This is a genomic window from Sphingomonas arenae, assembly GCF_016924655.1.
Lineage (GTDB): Bacteria > Pseudomonadota > Alphaproteobacteria > Sphingomonadales > Sphingomonadaceae > Sphingomicrobium > Sphingomicrobium arenae.
Window position 1 is genome coordinate 858,310 of the sequence record NZ_JAFFJU010000002.1, and the last position, 22,996, is coordinate 881,305.

21 protein-coding genes and 1 tRNA gene are annotated in these 22,996 nt (G+C 66.2%); 14 read left to right on the forward strand and 8 right to left on the reverse strand.

The genetic code is table 11. The features are described from left to right. Positions 1-119 precede the first annotated feature (119 nt). Positions 120-773: a TIGR02117 family protein gene (locus tag JT720_RS10395; RefSeq protein ID WP_205481190.1), complete on the reverse strand. Its 654-nt coding sequence runs from the start codon at positions 771-773 to the stop codon at positions 120-122. A gap of 92 nt (positions 774-865) precedes the next feature. Between JT720_RS10395 and JT720_RS10400 the strand changes: the two genes are divergently transcribed. From JT720_RS10400 to JT720_RS10440, 9 genes are all read left to right on the forward strand, one after another. After that, positions 866-942 (forward strand) — tRNA-Pro (locus JT720_RS10400). A gap of 29 nt (positions 943-971) precedes the next feature. Then, complete coding sequence (yajC, locus tag JT720_RS10405; RefSeq protein ID WP_205481191.1) at positions 972-1,319, forward strand: preprotein translocase subunit YajC; 348 nt, start codon at positions 972-974, stop codon at positions 1,317-1,319. Further along, positions 1,319-2,914: a protein translocase subunit SecD gene (gene secD / locus JT720_RS10410; RefSeq protein WP_205481192.1), complete on the forward strand. Its 1,596-nt coding sequence runs from the start codon at positions 1,319-1,321 to the stop codon at positions 2,912-2,914. Before yajC ends, secD begins: the two co-directional genes overlap by 1 nt. Positions 2,915-2,928: 14 nt before the next feature. Beyond that, complete coding sequence (secF, locus tag JT720_RS10415) at positions 2,929-3,882, forward strand: protein translocase subunit SecF (protein WP_205481193.1); 954 nt, start codon at positions 2,929-2,931, stop codon at positions 3,880-3,882. A gap of 86 nt (positions 3,883-3,968) precedes the next feature. Continuing rightward, on the forward strand, positions 3,969-4,760 hold the full coding sequence (locus JT720_RS10420; protein WP_205481194.1) for an outer membrane protein assembly factor BamD: 792 nt from the start codon (positions 3,969-3,971) through the stop codon (positions 4,758-4,760). A gap of 19 nt (positions 4,761-4,779) precedes the next feature. Then, a complete protein-coding gene (recN, locus tag JT720_RS10425; RefSeq protein ID WP_205481195.1) occupies positions 4,780-6,432 on the forward strand; it encodes a DNA repair protein RecN in 1,653 nt (550 codons plus the stop codon). Continuing rightward, a complete protein-coding gene (locus JT720_RS10430; RefSeq protein ID WP_205481196.1) occupies positions 6,429-7,136 on the forward strand; it encodes a dienelactone hydrolase family protein in 708 nt (235 codons plus the stop codon). Before recN ends, JT720_RS10430 begins: the two co-directional genes overlap by 4 nt. A gap of 46 nt (positions 7,137-7,182) precedes the next feature. Then, positions 7,183-9,183, forward strand: coding sequence for an NAD-dependent DNA ligase LigA (ligA, locus tag JT720_RS10435; protein WP_205481409.1), 2,001 nt, complete (start codon positions 7,183-7,185; stop codon positions 9,181-9,183). A gap of 63 nt (positions 9,184-9,246) precedes the next feature. Beyond that, positions 9,247-11,352 carry a S9 family peptidase gene (locus JT720_RS10440; RefSeq protein WP_205481197.1) on the forward strand — a complete coding sequence of 702 codons (2,106 nt, stop codon included), beginning with the start codon at positions 9,247-9,249 and terminating at the stop codon, positions 11,350-11,352. A gap of 7 nt (positions 11,353-11,359) precedes the next feature. On the opposite strand, the gene JT720_RS10445 is transcribed toward JT720_RS10440, so the two are convergent. The 5 genes from JT720_RS10445 to JT720_RS10465 are packed head-to-tail and all read right to left on the reverse strand — an operon-like array spanning position 11,360 to position 15,291. Continuing rightward, on the reverse strand, positions 11,360-11,602 hold the full coding sequence (locus JT720_RS10445; RefSeq protein ID WP_205481198.1) for a hypothetical protein: 243 nt from the start codon (positions 11,600-11,602) through the stop codon (positions 11,360-11,362). After that, positions 11,602-12,021: a methylmalonyl-CoA epimerase gene (mce, locus tag JT720_RS10450; RefSeq protein WP_205481199.1), complete on the reverse strand. Its 420-nt coding sequence runs from the start codon at positions 12,019-12,021 to the stop codon at positions 11,602-11,604. The genes JT720_RS10445 and mce overlap by 1 nt, the downstream gene beginning before the upstream one ends. Positions 12,022-12,030: 9 nt before the next feature. Then, positions 12,031-13,563: an acyl-CoA carboxylase subunit beta gene (locus JT720_RS10455; RefSeq protein WP_205481200.1), complete on the reverse strand. Its 1,533-nt coding sequence runs from the start codon at positions 13,561-13,563 to the stop codon at positions 12,031-12,033. Continuing rightward, positions 13,560-14,594: a sensor histidine kinase gene (locus JT720_RS10460; protein ID WP_205481201.1), complete on the reverse strand. Its 1,035-nt coding sequence runs from the start codon at positions 14,592-14,594 to the stop codon at positions 13,560-13,562. Before JT720_RS10460 ends, JT720_RS10455 begins: the two co-directional genes overlap by 4 nt. Continuing rightward, a complete protein-coding gene (locus JT720_RS10465; RefSeq protein ID WP_205481202.1) occupies positions 14,581-15,291 on the reverse strand; it encodes a Crp/Fnr family transcriptional regulator in 711 nt (236 codons plus the stop codon). Before JT720_RS10465 ends, JT720_RS10460 begins: the two co-directional genes overlap by 14 nt. Before the next feature lie 212 nt (positions 15,292-15,503). Between JT720_RS10465 and JT720_RS10470 the strand changes: the two genes are divergently transcribed. The 3 genes from JT720_RS10470 (at position 15,504) to JT720_RS10480 (ending at position 20,413) form a co-directional block, all read left to right on the forward strand. After that, positions 15,504-15,692: a con-10 family general stress protein gene (locus tag JT720_RS10470; RefSeq protein ID WP_205481203.1), complete on the forward strand. Its 189-nt coding sequence runs from the start codon at positions 15,504-15,506 to the stop codon at positions 15,690-15,692. Positions 15,693-15,926: 234 nt separating this feature from the next. Continuing rightward, positions 15,927-18,236, forward strand: coding sequence for a UDP-galactopyranose mutase (glf, locus tag JT720_RS10475; protein ID WP_237219806.1), 2,310 nt, complete (start codon positions 15,927-15,929; stop codon positions 18,234-18,236). 20 nt (positions 18,237-18,256) lie between these two features. Then, entirely contained in the window at positions 18,257-20,413 is a 2,157-nt protein-coding gene (locus JT720_RS10480) for a family 1 glycosylhydrolase (RefSeq protein WP_205481204.1), read from the forward strand. Between the two features lie 47 nt (positions 20,414-20,460). Here JT720_RS10480 and JT720_RS10485 read toward each other — a convergent pair whose 3' ends face one another. Together JT720_RS10485 and JT720_RS10490 are read right to left on the reverse strand one after the other, a co-directional pair. Continuing rightward, complete coding sequence (locus tag JT720_RS10485) at positions 20,461-20,835, reverse strand: ammonium transporter (RefSeq protein ID WP_205481205.1); 375 nt, start codon at positions 20,833-20,835, stop codon at positions 20,461-20,463. After that, on the reverse strand, positions 20,832-21,125 hold the full coding sequence (locus JT720_RS10490; protein ID WP_205481206.1) for an autorepressor SdpR family transcription factor: 294 nt from the start codon (positions 21,123-21,125) through the stop codon (positions 20,832-20,834). Before JT720_RS10490 ends, JT720_RS10485 begins: the two co-directional genes overlap by 4 nt. 174 nt (positions 21,126-21,299) lie before the next feature. Between JT720_RS10490 and JT720_RS10495 the strand changes: the two genes are divergently transcribed. Both JT720_RS10495 and JT720_RS10500 read left to right on the forward strand, forming a co-directional pair. Continuing rightward, positions 21,300-22,073: a histidine phosphatase family protein gene (locus JT720_RS10495; protein ID WP_205481207.1), complete on the forward strand. Its 774-nt coding sequence runs from the start codon at positions 21,300-21,302 to the stop codon at positions 22,071-22,073. Then, a complete protein-coding gene (locus JT720_RS10500; RefSeq protein ID WP_205481208.1) occupies positions 22,070-22,939 on the forward strand; it encodes an NAD(P)H-hydrate dehydratase in 870 nt (289 codons plus the stop codon). Before JT720_RS10495 ends, JT720_RS10500 begins: the two co-directional genes overlap by 4 nt. Positions 22,940-22,996: the final 57 nt, after the last annotated feature.

Here is a 22,996-nt window from a genome sequence, read left to right on the forward strand (position 1 = left end):
ACGCTGAGCCTGTCGAAGCGCCGCCCTCGCGCTCACGCTGAGCCTGTCGAAGCGTCTCCCCACCACCCTTCGACAAGCTCAGGTTGAGCGCACCGCCTCCTCACAGCCACCCCCGACCCTCAAGCCGGAGGCGACCCCACCCGATACCGCCACAACAGCCCCTGCGCGAACGGCGACCACACACTCGCCTCCACCCCCGCGATCCGCAGCCGGTCCGCCACCCAGTTGTTGCATGTGCTGAGCGCACTCGCCCGCCCCCGCCCGACAAAGAACGCATCCTCCGGCGTGTACCCGGGATGGTCGATCCGCTGCGGCCGCCCTTCCGCATCCAGCGTCAGCTCGGCCCGGACCGCGGCCCACAGTCGCCGGTACTCCTCGGGCCGCAGCCGCACCGCCCGCATCTCGGTACCCGGATCGTTGGTCCGCTCGACATGCATCACCCGCTCGCCGCCCGCGACCGCAGCCCACAAGGTCCGCGGGCTGATGTCCCACCAGGTCGGCGTTTCCAGATAGACCCGCCGCTCACCAGCCCCGAACGCGAACCACCGCGCATCGGCCGGTGCCCCCCGGAACGCCGACGCAGGAAACAGCGGTCGCCAATCGAGCCCCTCGGCCTCCGCCGGCATGATGATGTCGACGTGGATGCCGTTCGACCGGAGATACACCGTCGTCCCCGCCCCGGCCTCCTCCCACGCCCGATTGACGGGGATCAGCGCACCCGCCAGCGCCGCCGCCAGATACAGCAGGGGCACGGCCGCGAGTGCCAGCAGCACCCTTTTGCCCCAACCCCGACCCCGCCCTCGTCGCCCCAACTCACACCTGCCTTGCCTAGATTGCCGAGCACCACTAGATGCACGCCCTCGGTCGGAGCGTAGCGCAGCCTGGTAGCGCATCACACTGGGGGTGTGGGGGTCGCTGGTTCGAATCCAGTCGCTCCGACCAGCTTTCTTCAGGCACGAGATTCACGAACCATGTCCAGCCTTTACCTGACCACGGCCGCGGCGGCCGGAGCCGCGCAAGCGCCGGGGGGCGCTACGGCATTCTTCGTGCAGATCTTCCCGCTGCTGCTGATCTTCATCATCTTCTACTTCCTGCTGATCCGCCCGCAGTCGCGCCGGATGAAGCAGCACCGTGAGATGCTGGGCGCCCTCAAGAAGGGCGACGAGGTGATCACCGGTGGCGGCCTTCGCGCCCGCGTCACCCGCATCATCGACGACAATGACGTCGAGGTGGAGATCGCCCAGGGCATCAAGGTCCGCGCCGTGAAGAGCACCATCACGCAGGTGATCACGCCGCAGTCGAAGCCGGCCAACGACTGATGCTCGACTTCCCGCGCTGGAAAGTCTGGGCGATCACGCTCACCATCGTGGTGGGCATCCTGCTCGCCATCCCGAGCCTGTTTCCCAAGCACCAGGTCGCGCAATGGCCTTCGTGGGTTCCGCGCTCGCAGATCAGCCTTGGGCTCGACCTCGCCGGCGGCAGCCACCTGCTGTTTGAAGCCGACCTCGCCGACGCGGAGCGGCAGCGGCTCACCGCCATGGAAGAAAACGTCCAGACGGAGCTTCGCCGTTCGCCGCGGATCGCGGTCGGTGACGTGTCCACCAGCGGCGGGCGCATCTCCTTCATGGTGCGTGATCCGGCGCAGCTGGATGACGCGGTAGAGCGGCTGCGCGCGATCACCAGACCGGTCGGCTCCTTCAGCGCCGAACGCGACTGGAACGTCAGCGTGGTCGACTCGACCCGGGTGGTCATGACCCAGACCGAGGCCGGCGCGACCGAAGCGCTGAAGCAGGCGATGACCGTTGCCCGCGACGTTGTCCGCCGGCGCATCGATCCGGGCGGAACCAAGGAAGTCACCGTCCTGGGCCAGGGTGATCGCCGAATCCTGGTGCAGGTCCCGGGGGTCGAGGATCCGGAGGCGCTCGTACGCCTCGTGGGTCAAACCGCCCGTCTCGAGTTCAAGCTGGTCGATCTCAGCGCGGATCCGACCCTGGTTGCGCAGGGCCGTGCTCCGGCCGGAAGCCAGGTCCTGCCCATGGCCGACGGCAGCGGCGCGATCGCGGTGCAGCGCCGCGTGATGGTTTCCGGCGACCAGCTGGTCGACGCCACCCAGGCGTTCGACCCGCAGTCGGGCGCCCCCGTCGTTACCATCAAGTTCAACTCCGCTGGCGCCCGCCGCTTCGGCCGGGTGACGCAGGAAAATGTCGGCAAGCCCTTTGCCATCATCCTGGACAACAAGGTCCTGTCGGCACCGAACATCAACGAACCGATCCTCGGTGGCACCGCGCAGATCAGCGGCAATTTCACCGTCGAGAGCGCCAACGAGCTCGCCAGGGCCCTGGCTTCGGGCAAGCTGCCGGTGAAGCTGAACGTCGTCGAGGAGCGCACCGTCGGCCCCGACCTCGGCCGCGACTCGATCGAGGCGGGCGCCATCGCGTCGGTCATCGCCATCCTGGCCGTCATGACCTTCATGCTGATCACCTACGGCCGGTTCGGCGTCTATGCGAACATGGCGCTGGTCGTTAACGCGCTGCTGATCCTCGGCATCATGGCCATCTTCAACGCCACGCTCACACTCCCCGGAATTGCGGGTTTCGTGCTGACCATCGGCGCCGCGGTCGACGCCAACGTGCTCATCAACGAACGCATCCGCGAGGAGCAGCGACGGGGGCGCAAGATCCTCGACGCCATCGAGACCGGCTACAAGGAGGCGAGCACCGCCATCTTCGACGCCAACATCACCAACGTCATCGCGGCGGTGCTGATGTTCTACTTCGGCTCGGGCCCGATCCGCGGCTTCGCCGTGGTGCTGCTGATCGGCATCGTGACGTCCGTGTTCACGGCCGTGAACTTCACCCGCATGCTGGTGGCGCTCTGGATCAAGCGCAAGCGCCCGCGCGTCCTCCACATCTGAGGCGATAAAGCTCCATGAAGCTGCTCAAGCTCGTTCCCGACAACACCAACATCGACTTCATGCGCGTGCGCAACATCGCGCTCGTGCTGTCGATCCTGGTGACGATCGCCTCGCTCGTGATGGTCGGGGTCCGCGGCCTCAACCTCGGCGTGGATTTCGTCGGCGGCCAGATGGTCCGCGCCACCTTCGCCCAGCCGCTCGACGTCGAACAGCTGCGCTCCAATGTCGACCAGCTCCAGCTCGGCGAATCGAGCATCCAGGAATTCGGCGGCCCCCGCTCCTACCAGATCCGCCTGCCCAAGCCGGACGGGGGCGAAGCGGCCGCCAACGCCGCCGCGGTCAAGGTCCGGCAGATGCTCGGCCAGCAATATCCGGGCAGCCGCGTCGATTCGGTCGAGACCGTCTCGGGCAAGGTGTCGGAGGAACTCGCCACCGACGGCCTCCTCGCCATCAGCCTGGCCATGCTCGGCATCGCCATCTACATCTGGATCCGCTTCGAATGGCAGTTCGGCGTCGGCGCCCTCGTCACCCTGTTCCACGACGTGTCGATGATCCTGGGCTTCTTCGCGCTGACCCAGTTGCAGGTCGACCTCAACATCGTCGCGGCCTTCCTCGCGGTGGTCGGTTACTCGCTCAACGATACCGTGGTCATTTACGACCGGATTCGTGAAAACCTGCGCAAATATCGCAAGATGGCGATCATCCCGCTGCTCAATTTGTCACTCAACGAGACTCTGTCCCGCACGATCGTGACCTCCGGCTCGATCATGCTGGCGCTCGCCATGCTGCTGTTCTTCGGCCCGGACGTGATCTTCGGCCTGACGCTCGCCATCCTGCTCGGCACGTTCATCGGCACTTATTCGTCCATCTACATCTCGGCCCCGATCCTGGTCTGGCTCGGCATGAAGCCCGACAGCTTCCTGCGCTCCGACGAGCCGGTCCCGGGCGTTGAGAAGGCTCCAGCCTGACGCCCGCGAAAGACAGCCGGCATTCATCTGCCTCGCCTATCCAAGCCGCTTGGCTCCCCCCTATGGCAACGCTAGAAGGCCGTCCCATGTCATCGCTTCCCCGCATCGCCTGCGCGATCGCTGCCTGCATCATCCTGGCCACGACGGCGGGCTGCTCCCGCAACCGGTCGAACACGGATGTCGGCTATGTCGCGCGCGACGTCAGCACGCTCTACCTGCTGGCGAAGGAGCGCCTCGACGACCAGCGCTACGAAGATGCCGCCAAGCTGTTCGACGAGGTGGAGCGGCAGCATCCCTATTCCGTCTGGGCCCGCCGCGCGCAGCTGATGAGCGCGTTCAGCTACTACATGGCCAAAAAGTATCCGGAGACGGTCAGCTCGGCCCAGCGCTTCCTGACCGTGCACCCCGGCAACAAGGACGCGCCCTACGCCAACTATCTGATCGCCATGAGCTATTACAACCAGATCGCGGACGTCACCCGCGACCAAAAGCTCACGAGCCAGGCGTCCGATTCGTTCAACGAGCTCATCCGCCGCTATCCCGAAAGCGGCTATGCCGCGGACGCGCGGTTGAAGCTCGATCTCATCAACGACCATCTCGCCGGCAAGGAGATGGAGGTGGGCCGTTTCTACCAGCGCTCCGGCAACTGGCTCGCCAGCGTCACCCGCTTCCGCGCCGTGGTCGACAAGTATCAGACCACCAGCCACACGCCCGAAGCGCTGATGCGCCTGACGGAAAGCTACCTCGCGCTCGGCGTTCCCGACGAGGCTCGCAAGTCCGCCGCCGTGCTCGGCCGCAACTATCCAGGCACGGACTGGTACAAGCGCGCCTTCGCGCTGATCCAGCGGCACGCGCCGCAGACCGCCCAGCAGAGCTGAGGAGCGCCGACGCCGCGCGATGCTGAGGCAGCTCGTCATCCGCGACGTGGTGCTGATCGACCGGCTGACCCTTGATTTCGGCGAAGGGCTCGGCGTCCTCACGGGTGAAACCGGCGCGGGCAAGTCGATCCTGCTCGACGCCTTAGGCTTAGCGCTGGGAGCACGGGCCGACAGCGGCCTGGTGCGGTCGGGCCAGGACGGCGCGTCCGTATCCGCCGAGTTCGACCTTCCCGCCGCGCATCCGGCGGTCGCCCTGCTGGACGAGAACGGCATCGACGTTGAGCCGGGCGAGCCGCTGATCCTGCGCCGTCAGGTCAAGGCCGACGGCGGCAGCCGCGCCTTCCTCGGCGGCTCCGCCGCTCCCGCCTCCACCTTGCGAGACGTGGGCGGCACACTGGTCGAGATCCATGGCCAGCACGACGACCGCGGACTGCTGAACCCAAAGGGTCACCGTGCCCTGCTCGACGCCTTCGGGAAGATCGACACGCGTGGCATCGCGGCTGCGTGGAGCGAGGTGACGCGGCTCACGGCCGAGCTCGAGCAGGCTCGCGCCATCGCCGCCGAAGCGGAACGCGACCGCGACTATCTTACTCATGCGGCCGAGGAGATTGCCAAGCTGGCGCCGGAGCCCGGCGAGGAAACCAGCCTCGCCGAGCAGCGCGCCGCCATGCAGGCTGGCGCCAAGGCCGGTGAATCGCTGCAAGGACTTGACGAACTGCTCGGTGGCTCGGACGGAGCGCTCGCGCAGCTCCGGCTGGCGGCGCGCCGCATCGAACGCGGCGTAGCCGACCACCCACTGCTCGCCGAGGCGCTCGCCGCACTCGACCGGGCCGTGATCGAAGCCGCCGAGGCCGAGGACAAGATCGAGCGCGCGGCGGACGCCCTGGCATTCGATCCCTCCCGGCTCGAGCTGGTCGAAAGCCGTCTGTTCGACATCCGGGCCCTCGCCCGCAAGCACCGCGTCGAGCCCGATGCGTTGGCCGCGCTCGGACAGGAGATGCAGGCAAAACTCGCCCTCATCGAGGCGGGCGGCGAGCGGATCGCTGAGCTCGAACGGTTTCTCGAACAGTCACGGGCTGCTTACGACGAAGCGGCGCAGATCCTGTCCGACCAGCGCCGCGCCGCCGCTTTGCGCCTGGACAAGGCCGTCGCCACCGAACTCGCGCCACTGAAGCTCGAAGCCGCCACCTTCCGCACTGTGGTCGCCCCGGGACTGTCGGGCCCCTCCGGCACCGACCGAGTCGAGTTCGAGGTTTCGACGAATCCCGGCGCACCTTTTGGCGCTCTCACGAAGATCGCCTCTGGCGGTGAGCTGTCCCGCTTCATCCTGGCGCTGAAGGTCGCGCTGGCTGAGGCCGGCGGCGCATCCACCATGATCTTCGACGAGATCGACCGCGGTGTCGGGGGCGCCGTCGCCAGCGCCATCGGAGAGCGACTGTCGCGCCTGTCGCAGCGCTCGCAATTGCTGGTCGTCACCCACTCGCCGCAGGTAGCGGCGCGCGCTCAGCATCATTATCGCATCGAGAAGAGCCACGGCCCCGATGGCACCCGCACCACGGTGCGCAAGCTGGACGCGGCTGAACGGCGAGAGGAAATCGCCCGCATGCTGTCCGGCGCTGCCGTCACCGACGAGGCCCGGGCGCAGGCGGCACGTTTGTTGGAGGCAGCATGAGCGAACAGAACATCCCCCACGATTTCCGCGGCGAGGCGCTGGAACATGTTTTCATGCCCGCGTCCGATCAAGCCGACGGAACGGTCATCATCGTCCCCACCGTCATGGGCATCACCGACCTGGAACGCGGCTTCGCCGCCCAGCTGAACGCCCGCGGGCTCAACGCCTTGATCGCCGACCTGTTCGGCAAGCAGTTCCGCGGCGCCGACCGCGACACCATGTTCGGCGAGATGGGCCGCCTCAAGGGCGACCGCGCGGCCCTGCGCGACCGGATGCTTGAGGTGCTCGAGGTCACTCGCCAGCAGCAAGGCGTCGCGACCGACCGCATCGCGGCCATCGGCTTCTGCTTCGGCGGCCTCTGCGTCCTCGACCTCGCCCGTGCCGGCGCAGAGGTAGCGGGTGTCGCCAGCTTCCACGGCCTCTTCGACCCGCCCGGCCTCGATCGCCAGCCGATCAGCGCCAAGGTCGTCGCCTACCACGGCTGGGACGACCCCATGGTGCCGCCAGAGGCTGTCGTCGCGCTCGGTCAGGAGCTGACGGAGGCGGGCTGCGACTGGCAGATTCACGCCTACGGCCATGTCGGCCACGGCTTCACGAACCCACAGGCGCACCAGATCGGCATCGAGGGCGTCGCCTACGACGAAGCCGCGGCGCGCCGTAGCTGGGCCTCGCTGAACCTCTTCCTGGACGAACTGTTCGGCTGAGGTGGCCACGCACGACCTGTCCGAAGCTGACGCCGCCAACCGCCTGATGCGGCTGGCGCGGGAGATCGCGCGCCACAACCGGCTCTACCACGACCAGGACGCGCCGGAGATCAGCGACGCCGAGTATGACGCGCTGGTGCGGGAGAATCTGGAGCTGGAAGTCCGCTTCCCGCATCTGGTTCGCGCAGACTCGCCCTCCAGCGTGGTCGGAGCGGCCCCCAGCGGCCCGCTGGCCAAGGTCACGCATGCGCGGCCGATGCTCAGCCTGGAGAATGCCTTTTCGACCGAGGAGGTGGAGGAGTTCGTCCGCCGCGTCCGCCGCTTCCTGAGCCTGGGCGAGCAGGAGCCGGTCGCGCTCACCGCCGAGCCGAAGATCGACGGCCTGAGCTGCTCCCTCCGGTACGAAAGCGGGCGCCTCATCCTCGCCGCCACCCGCGGCGACGGCACGGTGGGGGAAGACGTCACGCCCAACGCTCGAACGATTGGCGACATCCCGCAACAGCTAACCGGAGCACCCGTCGTCCTGGAGGTCCGCGGCGAGGTCTACATGTCCAAGACAGACTTCGCCGCCCTCAACGCGCGTCAGGAAGCTAGCGCGGCCAAGATTTTCGCCAATCCGCGCAACGCCGCTGCCGGCTCACTCCGCCAGAAGGACCCGAGCATGACCGCGGCGCGTCCGCTGCGCTTCCTTGCCCACGGCTGGGGCGAGTGTTCGGAGCCACTGGGCGCCACCCAGGCCGAAGCGGTCGAGCGGCTCCGCACCCTAGGCTTCCCCATCGCCGACCAGTTCCGCCGTTGCGACACGGTTGAGGACGCCCTCGCCCACTATGCCGCCATCGAACATGCCCGCGCGGACCTGCCGTTCGATATCGACGGCGTGGTGTACAAGGTCGACCGCCTAGACTGGCAGGAGCGCCTTGGCTTCGTCGCTCGCGCGCCGCGCTGGGCCCTCGCCCACAAGTTCCCGGCCGAGAAGGCGGAGACCACGCTCGAGAAGATCGAGATCCAGGTTGGCCGCACCGGCAAGTTGACACCGGTCGGCCGTCTCACGCCCGTCGGCGTCGGCGGCGTGATCGTCTCCAACGTTACTCTCCACAACCGCGACGAGATCTCCCGACTGGGCCTCCGGGAGGGCGACCGCGTCCGCATCCAGCGGGCCGGCGACGTCATCCCGCAGGTGGTCGAGAACCTCACCCGCGACGAACCTCGGACGCCCTTCGTCTACCCCGACCATTGCCCCATCTGCGGCAGCGAGGCCGTTGCCGAGGAAGGCGAGGTCGACATCCGCTGCACCGGGGGCCTGATCTGCCCCGCCCAGCGCATCGAGCGCCTGAAGCATTTCGTCAGTCGCGGCGCGCTGGACATCGATGGTCTGGGCGAAAAGACCATTGAGGAGTTCACGACGCTGGGTTGGCTGCATGGACCCGCCGACATCTTCCGCTTGGCCGAGCACCGCGCCGACCTGTTGGGACGGGAGGGCTGGAAGGAGAAAAGCGTCGACAACCTCCTCGCCGCGATCGATGCGCGCGTGGGGTTCGACAGCGCTCGCCTGCTGTTCGGACTTGGCATCCGGCACATCGGCGCCGTCACGGCCAAGGACCTGCTCCGCCACTTCGGCACCATTGAAGCCCTCCGCGACGCGGCGACCGGCCCCGACGCCCAAGCCGAGCTCTCCGCGGTCGAAGGCGTCGGACCTGCGGTCGCCGAAGCCATCGTCGACTTCTTCCACGAGGAGCATAACCAGGACGAACTCGCCGATCTGCTCGCCCTCGCCCGTCCAGCGCCGTTCGTCAGCAACGCACGCCAGACCGAGTGGACCGGCAAGACCATCGTCTTCACCGGCAGCCTTGAAACCATGAGCCGTGACGAGGCCAAGGCACAGGCCGAGCGCCTCGGCGCCAAGGCGGCTGGCTCCGTCAGCGCCAAGACCGACCTGGTGGTCGCAGGCCCTGGCGCAGGCTCGAAGCTCAAGAAAGCGGAAGAACTCGGCATCCGCGTGGTCGGCGAGGAGGAATGGGCCCGGATCGTCGCCGGCGCCACGGGCTGAGGCTTGTAAGCGACCCCTCGCGGATGCAACGCTATGGCCCGATCAGTCTTGCGAGGGCCTTTCATGAAGCGCGTTACGTTCCTCCTTGCCGCGGGCATTTCGTCCGCCGCCCTGGCCCAGTCCGCGCCGGTGCCGCCCGTCGCCGAACAGCGACCCCACACCGTCAAAGGCCCGGTGGAGCGCGACGACCCTTACTACTGGCTGCGCGACGACACGCGGAAGGACCCTAAGGTTCTCGCCTACCTCAATGCCGAAAACGCCTATGCCGACGCCGTGCTGACGCCACTCGCCTCGTTCAAGCAGAAGCTATTCGCCGAGTTCACCAGCCGCATCAAACAAGACGACGCCAGCGTGCCGGTCCGCGATCGCGGCTACTGGTACTACAGCCGATTCGAGACCGGTGCCGACTACCCGATCATCGCCCGCCGCAAGGGCAGCATGGACGCGCCCGAGGAAGTCCTGCTCAACCAGCCCGAAATGGCGAAAGGCCACGGCTTCTTCTCCGTCAGCGATTACCAGGTCAGCCAGGACAATCGCCTGCTCGCCTACGCCGAGGACACGGTGGGGCGGCGCCAGTACAACCTGAAGGTCAAGGACATCGCCTCCGGCCGCGTGCTGGCCGACGAGGTGAAGAACGTCGAGCCGAACCTCGTCTGGGCGGACGACAACAAGACCATCTTCTACATCGAGAAGGACCCGGTCACCCTGCTGAGCAAGCGCGTCAAGGCGCATGTCCTCGGCACTCCGGCGTCGGCCGATCGCCTCATCTACGAGGAGAAGGACAACAGCTTCTACATGGGGCTGATGCGCACGCGCGACGACAAGTTCGTCTGCATCATCCTCCAGAGCACCGTCAGCAACGAGCAGCGCTGCACCTCCGCCGCGACTCCGGGCGAGTTCGTCGTCCTGTCCCCCCGCGAGCGCGACCATCTGTATGGCGCGGACCACGTTGGCGACCGCTGGGTCGTCCGAACGAATTGGCAGGCACCCAACTACCGGTTGATGACGGTGGAGGACTCCGCCGTTGCTCGAGGCCGCTCCGCCTGGCGAGACCTCGTTCCACACGATCCCAAGGCTTTCATCGAGGACTTCGCGGCGTTCGACGGCTTCCTGGCCATTGAGGAACGGAGCGATGCCAACAAGCGGCTGAGGCTGGTGCCGACCGGCGGCAAGGGCAGCTTCGTCACCTCTGACGAGCCGGCCTACAGCATGACCCTCGCCACCAACCCGGAGGTCGATGCGACCAAGCTGCGCTACACTTACGACAGCCTGACGACGCCCCAACGAACTTACGAGGTGGACGTCGCCAGCGGGAAGCGCACCCTGCTAAAGCAGACCCCCGCGCCCGGCTACGATCCCTCGCAATATGTCACCGAGCGCGTGTGGGCGAGCGCGCGTGACGGGACGAAGGTGCCCGTCAGCCTGGCGTACAGGAAGGGCTTCACGCGCGACGGCACTGCCGCCATGCTGCAGTACGCCTATGGCAGCTACGGCAGCTCGACTGATCCACGCTGGTCCACCACGACCACCAGCCTGCTCGACCGCGGCATGGTCTATGCCATTGCCCACATCCGAGGCGGTCAGGAGCTGGGCCGCGCCTGGTACGACCAGGGCAAGCTCCTGAACAAGAAGAACACCTTCACTGACTTCATCGACGTGACCCGCTTTCTCACGGGCCAGGGCTACGCCGCCAAGGACCGCGTCGCGGCGATGGGCGGCAGCGCCGGCGGCCTATTGATGGGTGCGGTCACCAACATGGCACCGCAGGATTATCGCGTGATCGTCAGCCAGGTCCCGTTCGTCGACGTGGTTACCACCATGCTCGACCCCACCATCCCGCTGACCACCAACGAGTGGGACGAGTGGGGCAATCCCGTGAACCGCGAATATTACGACTACATGCTGAGCTACTCACCCTACGATCAGCTGAGCCGGCAGGCTTATCCGGCCATGTTCGTGGGCACCGGCCTGTGGGACAGCCAGGTGCAATATTTCGAGCCTTCGAAGTATGTCGCGCGCCTCCGGACGGTGAACACCGGGACCCACCCGGTTATTTTCCGCACCAACATGGATGCGGGGCACGGCGGCAAGTCGGGACGCTTCCGCCGCTACGAGGAGACCGCGGAATACTACGCCTTCATGCTCGACCAGCTCGGCGTGAGGCAGTGAGGCGGGACTAAAGACGGAAGCCCAGGCCGAGCAGCAGGTCGGCGGCGATCACGAACAGCAGGACGAACAGGCCCGCGTTGATCGCCACCAAAGTCCAGAACCGCGCGTCCCCCGCCTCAGCGCGGTTCAGGCGGGTGCGATAAAGGGGGATCTCGCCGCTGCGAAGTGCAAGCGCAATGCGACGTAGCAGCAATAGTGCGAGCACGACGCACACCGCACCGACGAATAATTCTTCCGCACGCCCGGTCATCAATGCGCCTGCTTCGGCGACTCCATGATCTCGGTCAGCACCCCGCCCATGTCCTTGGGGTGGAGGAAGAAGATCGGCGTTCCGTGTGCGCCGATGCGCGTCGGACCGAGGATGCGGGCGCCCTGCCCTTCGAACCAGGCGCGTGCTTCCTCAATGTCCGGCACCTCGAAGCAGAGGTGATGCTGCCCCCCTTCGGGGTTTTTTTCGAGGAACTTCGCGATCGGCGACTCCGGCCCGAGGGGCTGGATCAGTTCGATCTGCGTGTTCGGTGCATCCACGAAACACACGCGAACGCCCTGGGTGGAAAGATCGAAGGGCGCCCCGTGCGGCTCTGCCCCGAACTGGGTTCGGTAGACCTCAAGGCTCCTCTCGATCGAAGGCGTCGCAACGCCAACATGATTCAGTCGGCCGAGTGTCATCGCGCACCGTCACAACGGAATGTTGTCATGCTTCTTCCACGGGTTCTCCAGCTGCTTGTTCCGCAGCTTGCGTAAGCCGAGCGCCACGCGCCGCCGGGTCGAATGCGGCATGATGACTTCGTCGATGAAGCCCATGCTCGCCGCCACGAAGGGGTTGGCGAAGCGCTCTTCATACTCCGCCGTTCGAGCCGCGATCGCTTCCGCGTCCCCGATGTCCTTGCGGAAGATGATCTCCACCGCGCCCTTGGCGCCCATCACCGCGATCTCGGCGGTTGGCCAGGCGTAGTTCAAGTCCCCGCGCAGGTGCTTGGAGGCCATGACGTCATAGGCGCCGCCGTACGCCTTGCGCGTGATCACCGTGATCTTCGGCACCGTCGCCTCGGCGTAAGCGAACAGCAGCTTGGCGCCGTGCTTGATGATGCCGTTATGCTCCTGCCCGACACCGGGGAGGAAGCCCGGCACGTCCACGAAGGTCAGGATCGGAATGTCGAACGCGTCGCAGAAGCGCACGAAACGCGCCGCTTTCTTCGACGAATTGATGTCCAGCACGCCCGCCAGCACCATTGGCTGGTTCGCGACCACGCCCACAGTGCGGCCCTCGACCCGGCAGAAGCCGATGATGATGTTGCCGGCGTGGTTCGGCTGAAGCTCGAAGAAGTCGCCCTCATCGGCGACCTTCCGGATCAGCTCATGCATGTCGTAGGGCTGGTTGGCCGAAGGCGGGATCAGCGTATCGAGGCTCTCCTCGACGCGGTCCCACGGGTCGGACGAGGGCCGCTCCGGCACCTCCATCCGGTTGGACAACGGCAGGAAGTCGACGAACTCCCGCGCCGCCAGCAGCGCGTCGATGTCATTCTCGAACGCCACGTCCGCCACGCCCGACTTACTGGTGTGCGTCACCGCGCCGCCCAGTTCCTCCTGCGTCACTACCTCGTTGGTGACGGTCTTCACCACCTCCGGCCCGGTGACGAACATGTAGCTCGAATCCTTCACCATGAAGATGAAGTCGGTCATCGCCGGTGAATAAACGGCGCCGCCCGCGCAAGGCCCCATGATCAGGCTGATCTGGGGAATGACGCCGCTCGCCAGCACATTGCGCTGGAACACCTCCGCATAGCCCGCGAGGCTCGCCACGCCCTCCTGGATGCGCGCGCCTCCGGAATCATTCAGTCCGATCACCGGCGCGCCGTTGCGCATCGCCGCGTCCATGATCTTGCAGATCTTCTGCGCGTGACGCTCCGATAGCGACCCGCCGAACACGGTGAAGTCCTGCGCGAAGACATAGACCAGCCGCCCATTGATCGTGCCCGATCCGGTGACCACGCCGTCGCCCGGGATCTTCTGTTCGGCCATGCCGAAGTCGGTCGCGTTGTGCTCGACGAAGGTATCCACTTCCTCGAAGCTGCCTTCGTCCAGCAGCACGGCCAGCCGCTCCCGCGCTGTCAGCCGGCCCTTGGCGTGCTGCGCGTCGATGCGCTTCTGCCCGCCGCCCATCCGCGCGGCTTCCCGCCGCCGCTCCAGTTCCGCAATCGTGCTCGTCATGGGCGCGGCTCTTCGGACTTCCGCTCGCCCTCGTCAACGTAGGGGAGCGGCACGAATAAGGTGTAGCTGAAGCCGTTCTTCCCGAAGTGCATCGCCGACTTGGCCTTGAGCTCATAGGCCAGCGTGCGCGTCAGCAGCTCGGTCCCGAAGCCGGTCCGTCGTGGCTTCCGCAAAGTGCGGCCGAGCTTGGTCTCCTTCCAGCTGAACCCGAGCACCCGCGACTCCGCTTCACCCGACAGTGACCAGCGGACCTCCAGTTCACCGGCGCGAGCACCCAGCACGCCATGCTTGACCGCGTTGGCGGACAGTTCGTGCACCGCCAGGCTGATCCGCTCCGCCGTTCTGGGGTCGAGCAGCACGTCGGGCCCTTCCAGCACCAGCGAGCGCCCTTCCTGCGCGCCATGGGCGAGGAGCTCGTCCTGCGCGATCTCCCGCAGCGACACCCCCGCGTCTGGAGCGCGCGTAACCAGGGCCTGCACCCGCGCAAAGGCGGCGAGGCGCCCGTCGAGATGGGTCGAAAACTCCCGAACGTCACGCGACCGCTCCGCAGTCCGCCGCGCGATCGAGCGCACCACGCCAAGCGTGTTGCGGACCCGGTGCTGGAGTTCGGCCAGCAGAAGCCTGGCCCTTTCCTCGCTTTGCGCCAATGCCTCCAGGGCGCTCTTTTCCTCGGTGATGTCCCGGGCGATGCCGGCGATGGCCTGGACCTTCCCGTCCGACCCGAACAGGGGAAAGCCCTTGTCCCGGATCCAGCGGACCGCTCCATCGCTCGGGCGGATGATGCGGTAATCGATCTGGACGACCTCACCCTGTTCGGACCGCGGGAGCGCAGACAGGGCGATCCCAAGATCATCGGGATGGACCAGCGCGGCCCACTGATCCCGATCAAAGCCCTTCCCCGCCGGCATGCCGAACATCGCCTCGAAAGTTGGGCTGAGGTAAGCCATCGTGCCGGGAGGTTCCTGCAGCCACAACGTGTTGTCGGAATGCGCCGCAAATTCGGTGAACCACCTCTCCTCAGCTGTTGGCATCGAACTGGGACCCCTCCTGGCCCAAATGCAGGTACTCGGGCGTGAACAGCGCAACGTCCTTGAGGCGCGGGAGGTCCGGAATCGTCAGCCGACGACTTCCAAGCGAAATGAGCCCCGCCCGCCGAAGGTCCTGCAGGGTGCGGTTGACGTGCACGGACGTCAGCCCGGTGATGTCCGCCAGATCGTTCTGCACGATCGGGAAATCGCAACTGTCACCCTGGGTCATCCCAAGCGCTTCCAGTCGAACAAAGGTCTCGCACAGGAAATGGGCGATCCGCTCGAACGCGCTGCGCTGGCCTAGGTTGAGCGTCCATTCGCGCTGGATCGCAGCGCCGACCAGTTCCATCCACCAGAACGCCCGGCAGAGCCGGGTCGAATGGTCGAGCGCGGGCTCCAGTCTCTCTCGCGTGACTTCCGCCACGCGCATCCGGGTCAGTGCGTGAATACCGTGGTCCGTGCGCCGAAGCACGTAATTGTGCGCGTCGCAGACATCGCCCGGTAGGATCAGCCCGACGATCTGACGGCGACCGTCCTCAAGCATCTTCGTCCGGACGGCCCATCCTTCCTGGATGACGAGCACGTGCCGTGGCGGATCCCCTTCAAGAACCAGGTCTCGACGTGGCGCGACCCGGCGCGACGACCCGGCTGCAAGCTCATGGAGAAGCTGCCGCTCCTCCTCGGAGAGACGCGTGTACAACTCGACCTTGCGGATCAGCGCCTGCGCCAGTGCGTTCCCCTCCTGTCGATATCCGGCCGCGTGACCGGGAGCTTAGCCGCAGGCTGCCGATCGGCAATGCAGCGCCGCAGCATTTCTGCTTAACACAGATTAGTTCCATGAACGAAGCTGCCAGTCCTCGCGTTCACGCACTGCTCGGTTCGGCCGAGCGCAGCAGACGGGAGGCTCTTTTCATGACTGACACGCACCGGACCCCTGCCAAACGCGGGTTCGCAGCGATGGACCCGCAACGACAGCGCGAGATCGCCAGCAAGGGCGGAAAGTGCAGCGGAGGCAATTTCGCGAACAATCGTGAACGCGCGGCTGAGGCCGGCCGTGAGGGTGGCCGCGCAAGTCGTCACCGCGAAACTGCGCACGCCTGAGCGGAGGTTCCCGGCCGCGCGAGATGCCCAAGCGCCTCGGCGCTTGGGCGGTGCGCTTTGTCGCACTGCAGCATGCAGCGAAGCTGAACCTCAGCTGACAATGGAACCCGAATCGGGGTTTCATTGTTCACCTGTAATCAACCTTACAATCACACGAGGTGCTTGAAGATGTTCGAGAATGTCGGCGTGCGTGGTGAAGGCAGTTCTTCTGTTCCGACATCCTCGACCAAGCCTATGACCCTGATTTGTTTTTCGCACCTGCGGTGGGACTTCGTGTTTCAGCGGCCGCAGCATCTGATGAGCCGGTTTGGCCAGTCCATGCCCGTGGTCATCTGGGAAGAGCCTGTGGCGGCTGCGGCTGGCGAGGGCCCGTCCCTGGACGTCCGCCCGGCGAAGAACATTGCCAACGTAACGGTCGTGACTCCACGCCTGCCCGCGGGCCTCGACGCCAAGGCGCAGCAGACGATCCTCAAGGGCCTGCTGGACGGGCACGTCGCAACTCTGCCCGGGCGGTTTGTGCGCTGGTATTATACGCCGATGATGCTGCCCTTCTCGCGGCATCTCGACGCAATTGCGACCGTGTACGACTGCATGGACGAGCTGTCCGCTTTTCGTTTCGCGCCGACGGAACTGCTGCAGCTGGAGCAGGAACTGCTCGACGCGGCCGACCTGGTCTTCACGGGCGGCTATTCGCTGTACGAAGCGAAGAAGAAGCGCCACGGCAACGTGCATCCTTTCCCATCATCCGTCGATCGGCGGCACTTCGCCAAGGCGCGGGAGGGAGATCGATCGCCCGCCGACCAGGCCAGCATTCCGCGTCCGCGGTTCGGCTTTTACGGCGTCATAGACGAGCGCATCGATCTCGACCTGCTTGCAGCGGTCGCCGACGCGCGCCCCGACTGGCAGCTCGTAATGGTCGGTCCGGTCGTGAAGATCAGCGAGGACGACCTCCCCCGCCGCGACAACATCCATTACCTCGGCGGCAAGAGCTACGACGAGCTGCCGACCTACCTGTCGGGCTGGGACGTGGCGCTGATGCCGTTCGCCATCAACGAGGCGACGCGCTTCATCTCGCCCACGAAGACCCCGGAGTATCTGGCGGGCGGCCGCCCGGTGGTCTCGACGCCGATCAAGGACGTGAAGCGCCACTACGAGAAGGTAGCCGGCGTGCGCATCGCCGGCACGGCCGAGCAGTTCATTGCCGGTTGCGATGCGCAGCTCGCACTCGTTCGCTCAGGCGACGACTGGCTCGCCGAGGTCGATCTGCTGCTCGCCGACATGAGCTGGGACACGACCCAGGCGCGCATGGCCGCGCTGCTGGCAGAAGTCACCGAACAGGGCCAGAAGATCGAGCGCCCCGCCTTCGGCAAGGGCCAATACACTCACGTGCCGCGCGCCAGGAAGTACGATTACCTGATCGTCGGCTGCGGCTTCGCGGGCTCCGTCCTGGCCGAGCGTCTTGCATCCCAGCATGGCGCCCGCGTGCTGATGCTGGACAAGCGCCCGCACGTCGCGGGCAACGCCTATGACGAACTCGATGCGAACGGCATCCTCTACCACAAGTACGGGCCGCACATCTTCCATGCGAACTCGGACGAGATCGTCAGCTACCTGTCGCAATTCACCCAGTGGCGGCCTTACGAGCATCGGGTCCTTGCAAACGTGCGCGATCAGCTGGTGCCGATCCCCATCAATCGGACCACGCTGAACAAGCTGTTCAACGCGGGCCTCAAGAACGACGAGGAGGCGGCCGCCTTCCTCGCTTCGCGCGCCGAACCGGTGGCGAACATCCGCACGTCGGAGGACGTGGTCATCAACGCCGTCGGGCGGGAGCTCTACGAGCTGTTCTTCCGTGGCTATACCCGCAAGCAGTGGGGCCTCGATCCGTCGGAGCTCGACAAGCAGGTCACCAGCCGCATCCCGACGCGGACCAACACGGACGACCGCTACTTCACCGACAAGCACCAGATCATGCCGCTCCACGGCTACACGCGCATGTTCGAGAAGATGCTCGACCACCCGTTGATCGAGAAGTCGCTCGGGACCGACTACCGCGACGTCAAGGACGAGATCGACGCCGCTCACACCATCTACACGGGGCCGATCGACGAATATTTCGACTGGCGCTTCGGCAAGCTGCCGTACCGCTCGCTGCGGTTCGTCCACTCGACCATCGACAAGGAGCAGTTCCAGCCGGTGGCGGTGGTCAACTACCCGCACCCCGACGTGCCCTACACCCGCATCAGCGAGTACAAGCACATGACGGGCCAGGAGCACCCCAAGACCACGATCACGCTCGAATATCCGAGCGCGGAGGGCGACCCCTATTATCCGATCCCGCGGCCGGAAAACCAGGAGCTGTTCAAGAAGTACGAGGCGCTGGCCGACTCCACGGCGGGCGTGACCTTCGTCGGACGGCTCGCGACCTACCGCTACTACAACATGGATCAGATCGTCGGACAGGCGCTCGCCACCTTCCGGCGGATGGACGAGGATCGCCGCAAGATCGGGGCGGCCAGCAGGGAGCTGCGCCTGGCCATCTAGGCCAGGACAGTGGAACAGGAATGACCGAACCGACAAACCAGCACCCCCCGCTCCAGCTATGGGGCGGGGTGGAGTGCACCGTCGTGCGCCTCGGCGACGACTATCGCGACCAGGTTGTCGAAACCGGCCACGCCCATCGATTGGCGGATCTCGATGCCATCGCCGAATTGGGCATCAAGACTGTCCGCTATCCGATTGTGTGGGAGCGGGTCGCTCCCGACAGTCCCGAGCAGCTGGACTTCAGCTGGCACGACGAGCGGCTCCGGCGGCTTCGGGATCTGGGAATCAAGGTCATCGGCGGACTGGTTCACCATGGCTCAGGGCCGCGCTACACCAGCCTGCTCGATCCTGGCTTCGGCCGGAAGCTCGCCGACTATGCCGCCATTGTCGCCGAGCGTTACCCGTGGATCGACATGTGGACGCCGGTCAACGAGCCCTTGACCACGGCCCGCTTCGCGTGCCTCTATGGCCATTGGTATCCGCACACGCGCGACCTCGCCAAGACCATGCAGGCGCTGGTCAACGAGTGCGAAGCTTCGCTGCTCGCTATGCGCGCCATCCGCGCCGTGAACCCGGGCGCGCTGCACGTCACGACGGAGGACCTCGGCAAGACGTTCGCCACTCCAAAGCTTGCGTATCAGGCGCGGCACGAGAATGAGCGGCGCTGGCTCAGCCTGGATCTCCTCACCGGCCGGGTCGATGAACGGCACAGCTTCTGGAAGCTGCTGAGCAAGGCTAAGGTTCCCGCGGTAAAGCTGCAGGCCTTGATGAGCGGCGAAGCAGCGCCCGACATCGTCGGCATCAACCATTACCTCACCAGCGAGCGCTACCTGGACGAGCGCCTGGCCCGCTACCCTCAGGTGGCGCCCGGCTCCAACGGGCGCCACCGCTACGTCGACCTCGAGGCAGTGCGCATGCCGCATCTTGCCGGCAAAACGGGTCCAACCGCCCGCCTGCGCGAAGCGTGGAAGCGCTATGGCATTCCCCTCGCCATCACCGAAGTCCATCACGGCTGCACCCGCGAGGAGCAGGTCCGCTGGTTCCACGAAGTCTGGCAGGCTGCGGAGAAGGTGCGCGGCGAGGGCGTCGACTTGCGGGCCGTGACCCTCTGGTCGCTGTTCGGCAACGTCGACTGGCGCTCGCTGCTGACCCGGCGCGAGGGCATCTATGATGTCGGTGCCTTCGATACGCGCGGCGGCAAGCTCCGCCCGACCATGGTCGCCAAAGCGGCCGCCAGCCTCGCCAAGGGGCAGCTGCTCCAGCATCCCGCCATGCAGGGCCGTCCCTGGTGGCGCCGGCCCGAGCGCTTCACGGTCGGCGCAAGCTCCTGCAAACCGCACCACCTCGGGAGGCATCCCTTGCTGATCACCGGCGCGACCGGCACGCTCGGTCAGGCATTCGGCCGCATCTGCCATCATCGCGGCCTCGCCCATGTGGTCACGGACCGGCAGGCCATGGACATCACGGATGCGGCGAGCATCGAGGCGGCACTCGATCGGCTCCAACCCTGGGCCGTTATCAACACTGCCGGCTTCGTCCGCGTGCCGGAGGCGGAGCACCAGCCCGACGATTGCTTCCGCATCAACACCACCGGCGCCGAGTTGCTTGCCGCCGCCTGTCACAAGCGCGGCATCCCTTTCGTTACCTTCTCCTCTGACCTGGTGTTCGACGGCAAGCTCGGGCGCCCCTATGTCGAGCCTGACCCGACCAGCCCCGCGTGCGTCTATGGGGAGAGCAAGGCCCAGGCCGAGGACAGGGTGATGGCCATGGATCCGCAGGCGCTCATTGTCCGAACCAGCGCCTTCTTCGGACCTTGGGACCGCTTCAATTTCCTCTGGGGCACGCTCGATCGGCTGACCAGGGGTGAGGAGGTCCACGCCAGCGACAATGCGGTGGTCTCACCGACCTACGTTCCGGACCTGGTCCATGCCACGCTGGACCTGCTGCTGGACGGCGAGACTGGGCTCTGGCACCTCGCCAACGAGGGCAGCATCAGCTGGCACGGCCTCGCCCGCGAGATGGCCGACCGCGCTGGCCTGTCGCCCAAGAAGATCCGCAATAGCGGCGGCGACAAGGCGGATAACACGCTTGGCACCAGCCGAGGCCAGATCCTCCGCCCGCTCGGCCGGGCACTCGAGGACTTCATGCTCCACGCGGAGGCACTGCCGGGGCGGTGAGATTGCCCGTGCGTCGGTAGAAGTCCGACAGAGCACCTGCGTTCATCTCAGGCTGTTCTTTCCCGTCCTCGCAGCACGCGGCCGTAGCCAATCGTTACCACGATACCCGCGATGATCGCGCCGCAACCGACCACCAGCGCGATGTCGAAGGGAGCGAATGCCCACACGCCCGCATAGACGAGCCCGCTGATCGCCATGGACCAGCCACCAACCCGCGCGACCTTGCGAGCGCAGGCGCTGGGAAGAAACGCCTTGGGCATGCGATTCCCGTACCAAGCCACCATGAGCCCAGTGGCACCCAGGACGATGCGCGTGGTGGTATCCTCATCGATGTAGTGCAACTGGCGTGCGACGGTCGCGGCCAGCGCCAGAACGATAATGCCCCCACCCCAGGCTAGGTCTCCGTATGGTATGTTCTTCATCGTGCTGGCTCCTTGGGAAGCTCGAGCACGTCCTTGGTCCCGAAGGACTGGACAAAGCCGAGCAACGCGTCTTCGAGCACGGATAGTTTCAGGTGATAGATCACCGACTTACCCGACTTCTCCGCGTGGATCAGGTCAGCCTCCCTCAGCACGGCGAAGTGTGCAGACATGGTCGGCTTGGAGACGTCGAACTGCTCACTGAGCTCGCCGGCGCTTAGCGGTCCTCTGCGGAGAAGCTGAAGCACCCGGCGCCTCGTAGGATCAGACAAAGCCTTGAACACCTTGCTCATGTAAGACGATTAGCTAATCGTCTAATCGTTGTCAAGCGAGATAGGCTGGTGAAGGAACTGTCCGAACAATTGCTTGAGCCGTCTCATGCTCCCAAGGCCTGCGAGCCCAACCAAGCCCCGAACTGGACCCATCCCGCCGCTCATGCTTTCTCCTGAACCGAGCAGGAGGCGCAATTGGCGGATCGCACCACTCTTCACTGGCCCGACCGGCTTTACCTCGTCCGGCACGGGCAGAGCCAGGGCAACGTCGCGCGTGACAAGGCGGATGCGGAGGGGCTCGCCCACATCGGCATCAGCATCCGCGATGTCGACGTTCCCCTGTCCGACCTCGGCCACAGCCAGGCGATCGCGGCCGGACGCTGGTTCGCTGCGCTGCCCGACGACCAGAAGCCGGAGGTCATCCTCTCCTCGCCCTACCTGCGCGCGCGGCAGACCGCCAAGCACATCTGCGAACAGGGCGGGCTCGCCGGCGGCAAGGCTCGAACCGTCATCGACGAGCGCCTGCGGGAGCGGGAGTTCGGCATCTTCGACGGCCTGACGACCATCGGTATCCGCGAAAAGTATCCGGAAGAAGCCGCCCACCGCCGGCGGCTGGGCAAATTTTACCATCGTCCCCCCGGCGGCGAGAGCTGGGCCGACGTCATCCTTCGCCTCCGCTCGGCGATGAACTCGATCAACCTCCATTATCCCAGCCGCCGCGTCCTGATCGTCTGCCACCAGGTCGTCGTGCTGTGCATGCGCTACATCCTGGAGGAGCTGGAGGAGCAGCAGATCCTCGCCATCGACCGCGAGGCGGAGATTCTAAACTGCGGCATTTGCGCGTTCGACTTCGAGCCGCATGAACTGGACTGCGCGCCCAGGCTGACCCACTGGAACCATCCGGCGCCGCTGGAGCAGGACGAAGCGCCGATCACGGCTGAACCCGACCAGATCACCGGCACCCGATGAAGGTCAACGAGCTCAATCCTGCCACTCTGAAGAAGCACCCGCTTCCACCGATCGGCGCGGGCGACAAGAACGAGCGCGGCTCCATCCTGGTCATCGCCGGCAGCCGCGACCTGGGCGGCGCCGCGCTGCTGTGCGCGCTCTCAGCCATGCGCGCAGGCGCCGGCCGGCTGCAGATCGCAACCGTAGACCTGGTCGCCCCCCACCTCGCGATGGCAATGCCCGAAGCCATGGTGGTCGGCATGGCGACAGGACGGGATGGAGGCTTCGCACCTTCAACGGTGAAGCCGCTGGCCGAACGGGCCGCCAAGGCCGATGCCGTGGTCGCAGGCCCAGGCCTCCAACGCGGGAAGGTCGCCGAGCAGCTGGCAGCGGCGCTGCTGAAGAATGGCAACCACCTCGCCCTCGACGCCGCCTTGCTGCACGCCCTGCCTGCCCGCGAGAAGGATGCGAAGCGCGCCGAAACGCCGCCCATCCTCCTGCCCCATACCGGTGAGATGGCAAGCCTGCTCCAGTGCGATGCTGAGGACGTCGAGGCCGACCCCCTCGCCGCCGGCCACGCCTGCGCCGATCGCTACGACGCGGTCACCCTCGTCAAGGGCGTTCAGAGCCACATCGTCGCGCCGGACGGGAGCAGCTTTCGTTACCGTGGCGGCGGACCCGGCCTTGGGATCAGCGGCAGCGGCGACACGCTTGCCGGAATCGTCGGCGGCCTCCTCGCCCGGGGCTGCGACCCGCTCACCGCGCTGTTGTGGGGCGTCTGGTGCCATGGCGAGGCCGGGCGGCGGCTGGGCGAGACCGTGGGAACCCTGGGCTACCTTGCGCGCCAGATCCCGGACGAGGTGCCGGCCTTGCTGGAAAGCCGGTAACGTCATCCCGGCGCAGGGGGAATCCATCTCCCGACCTTAGGTGCTTGAGCGCAGCTA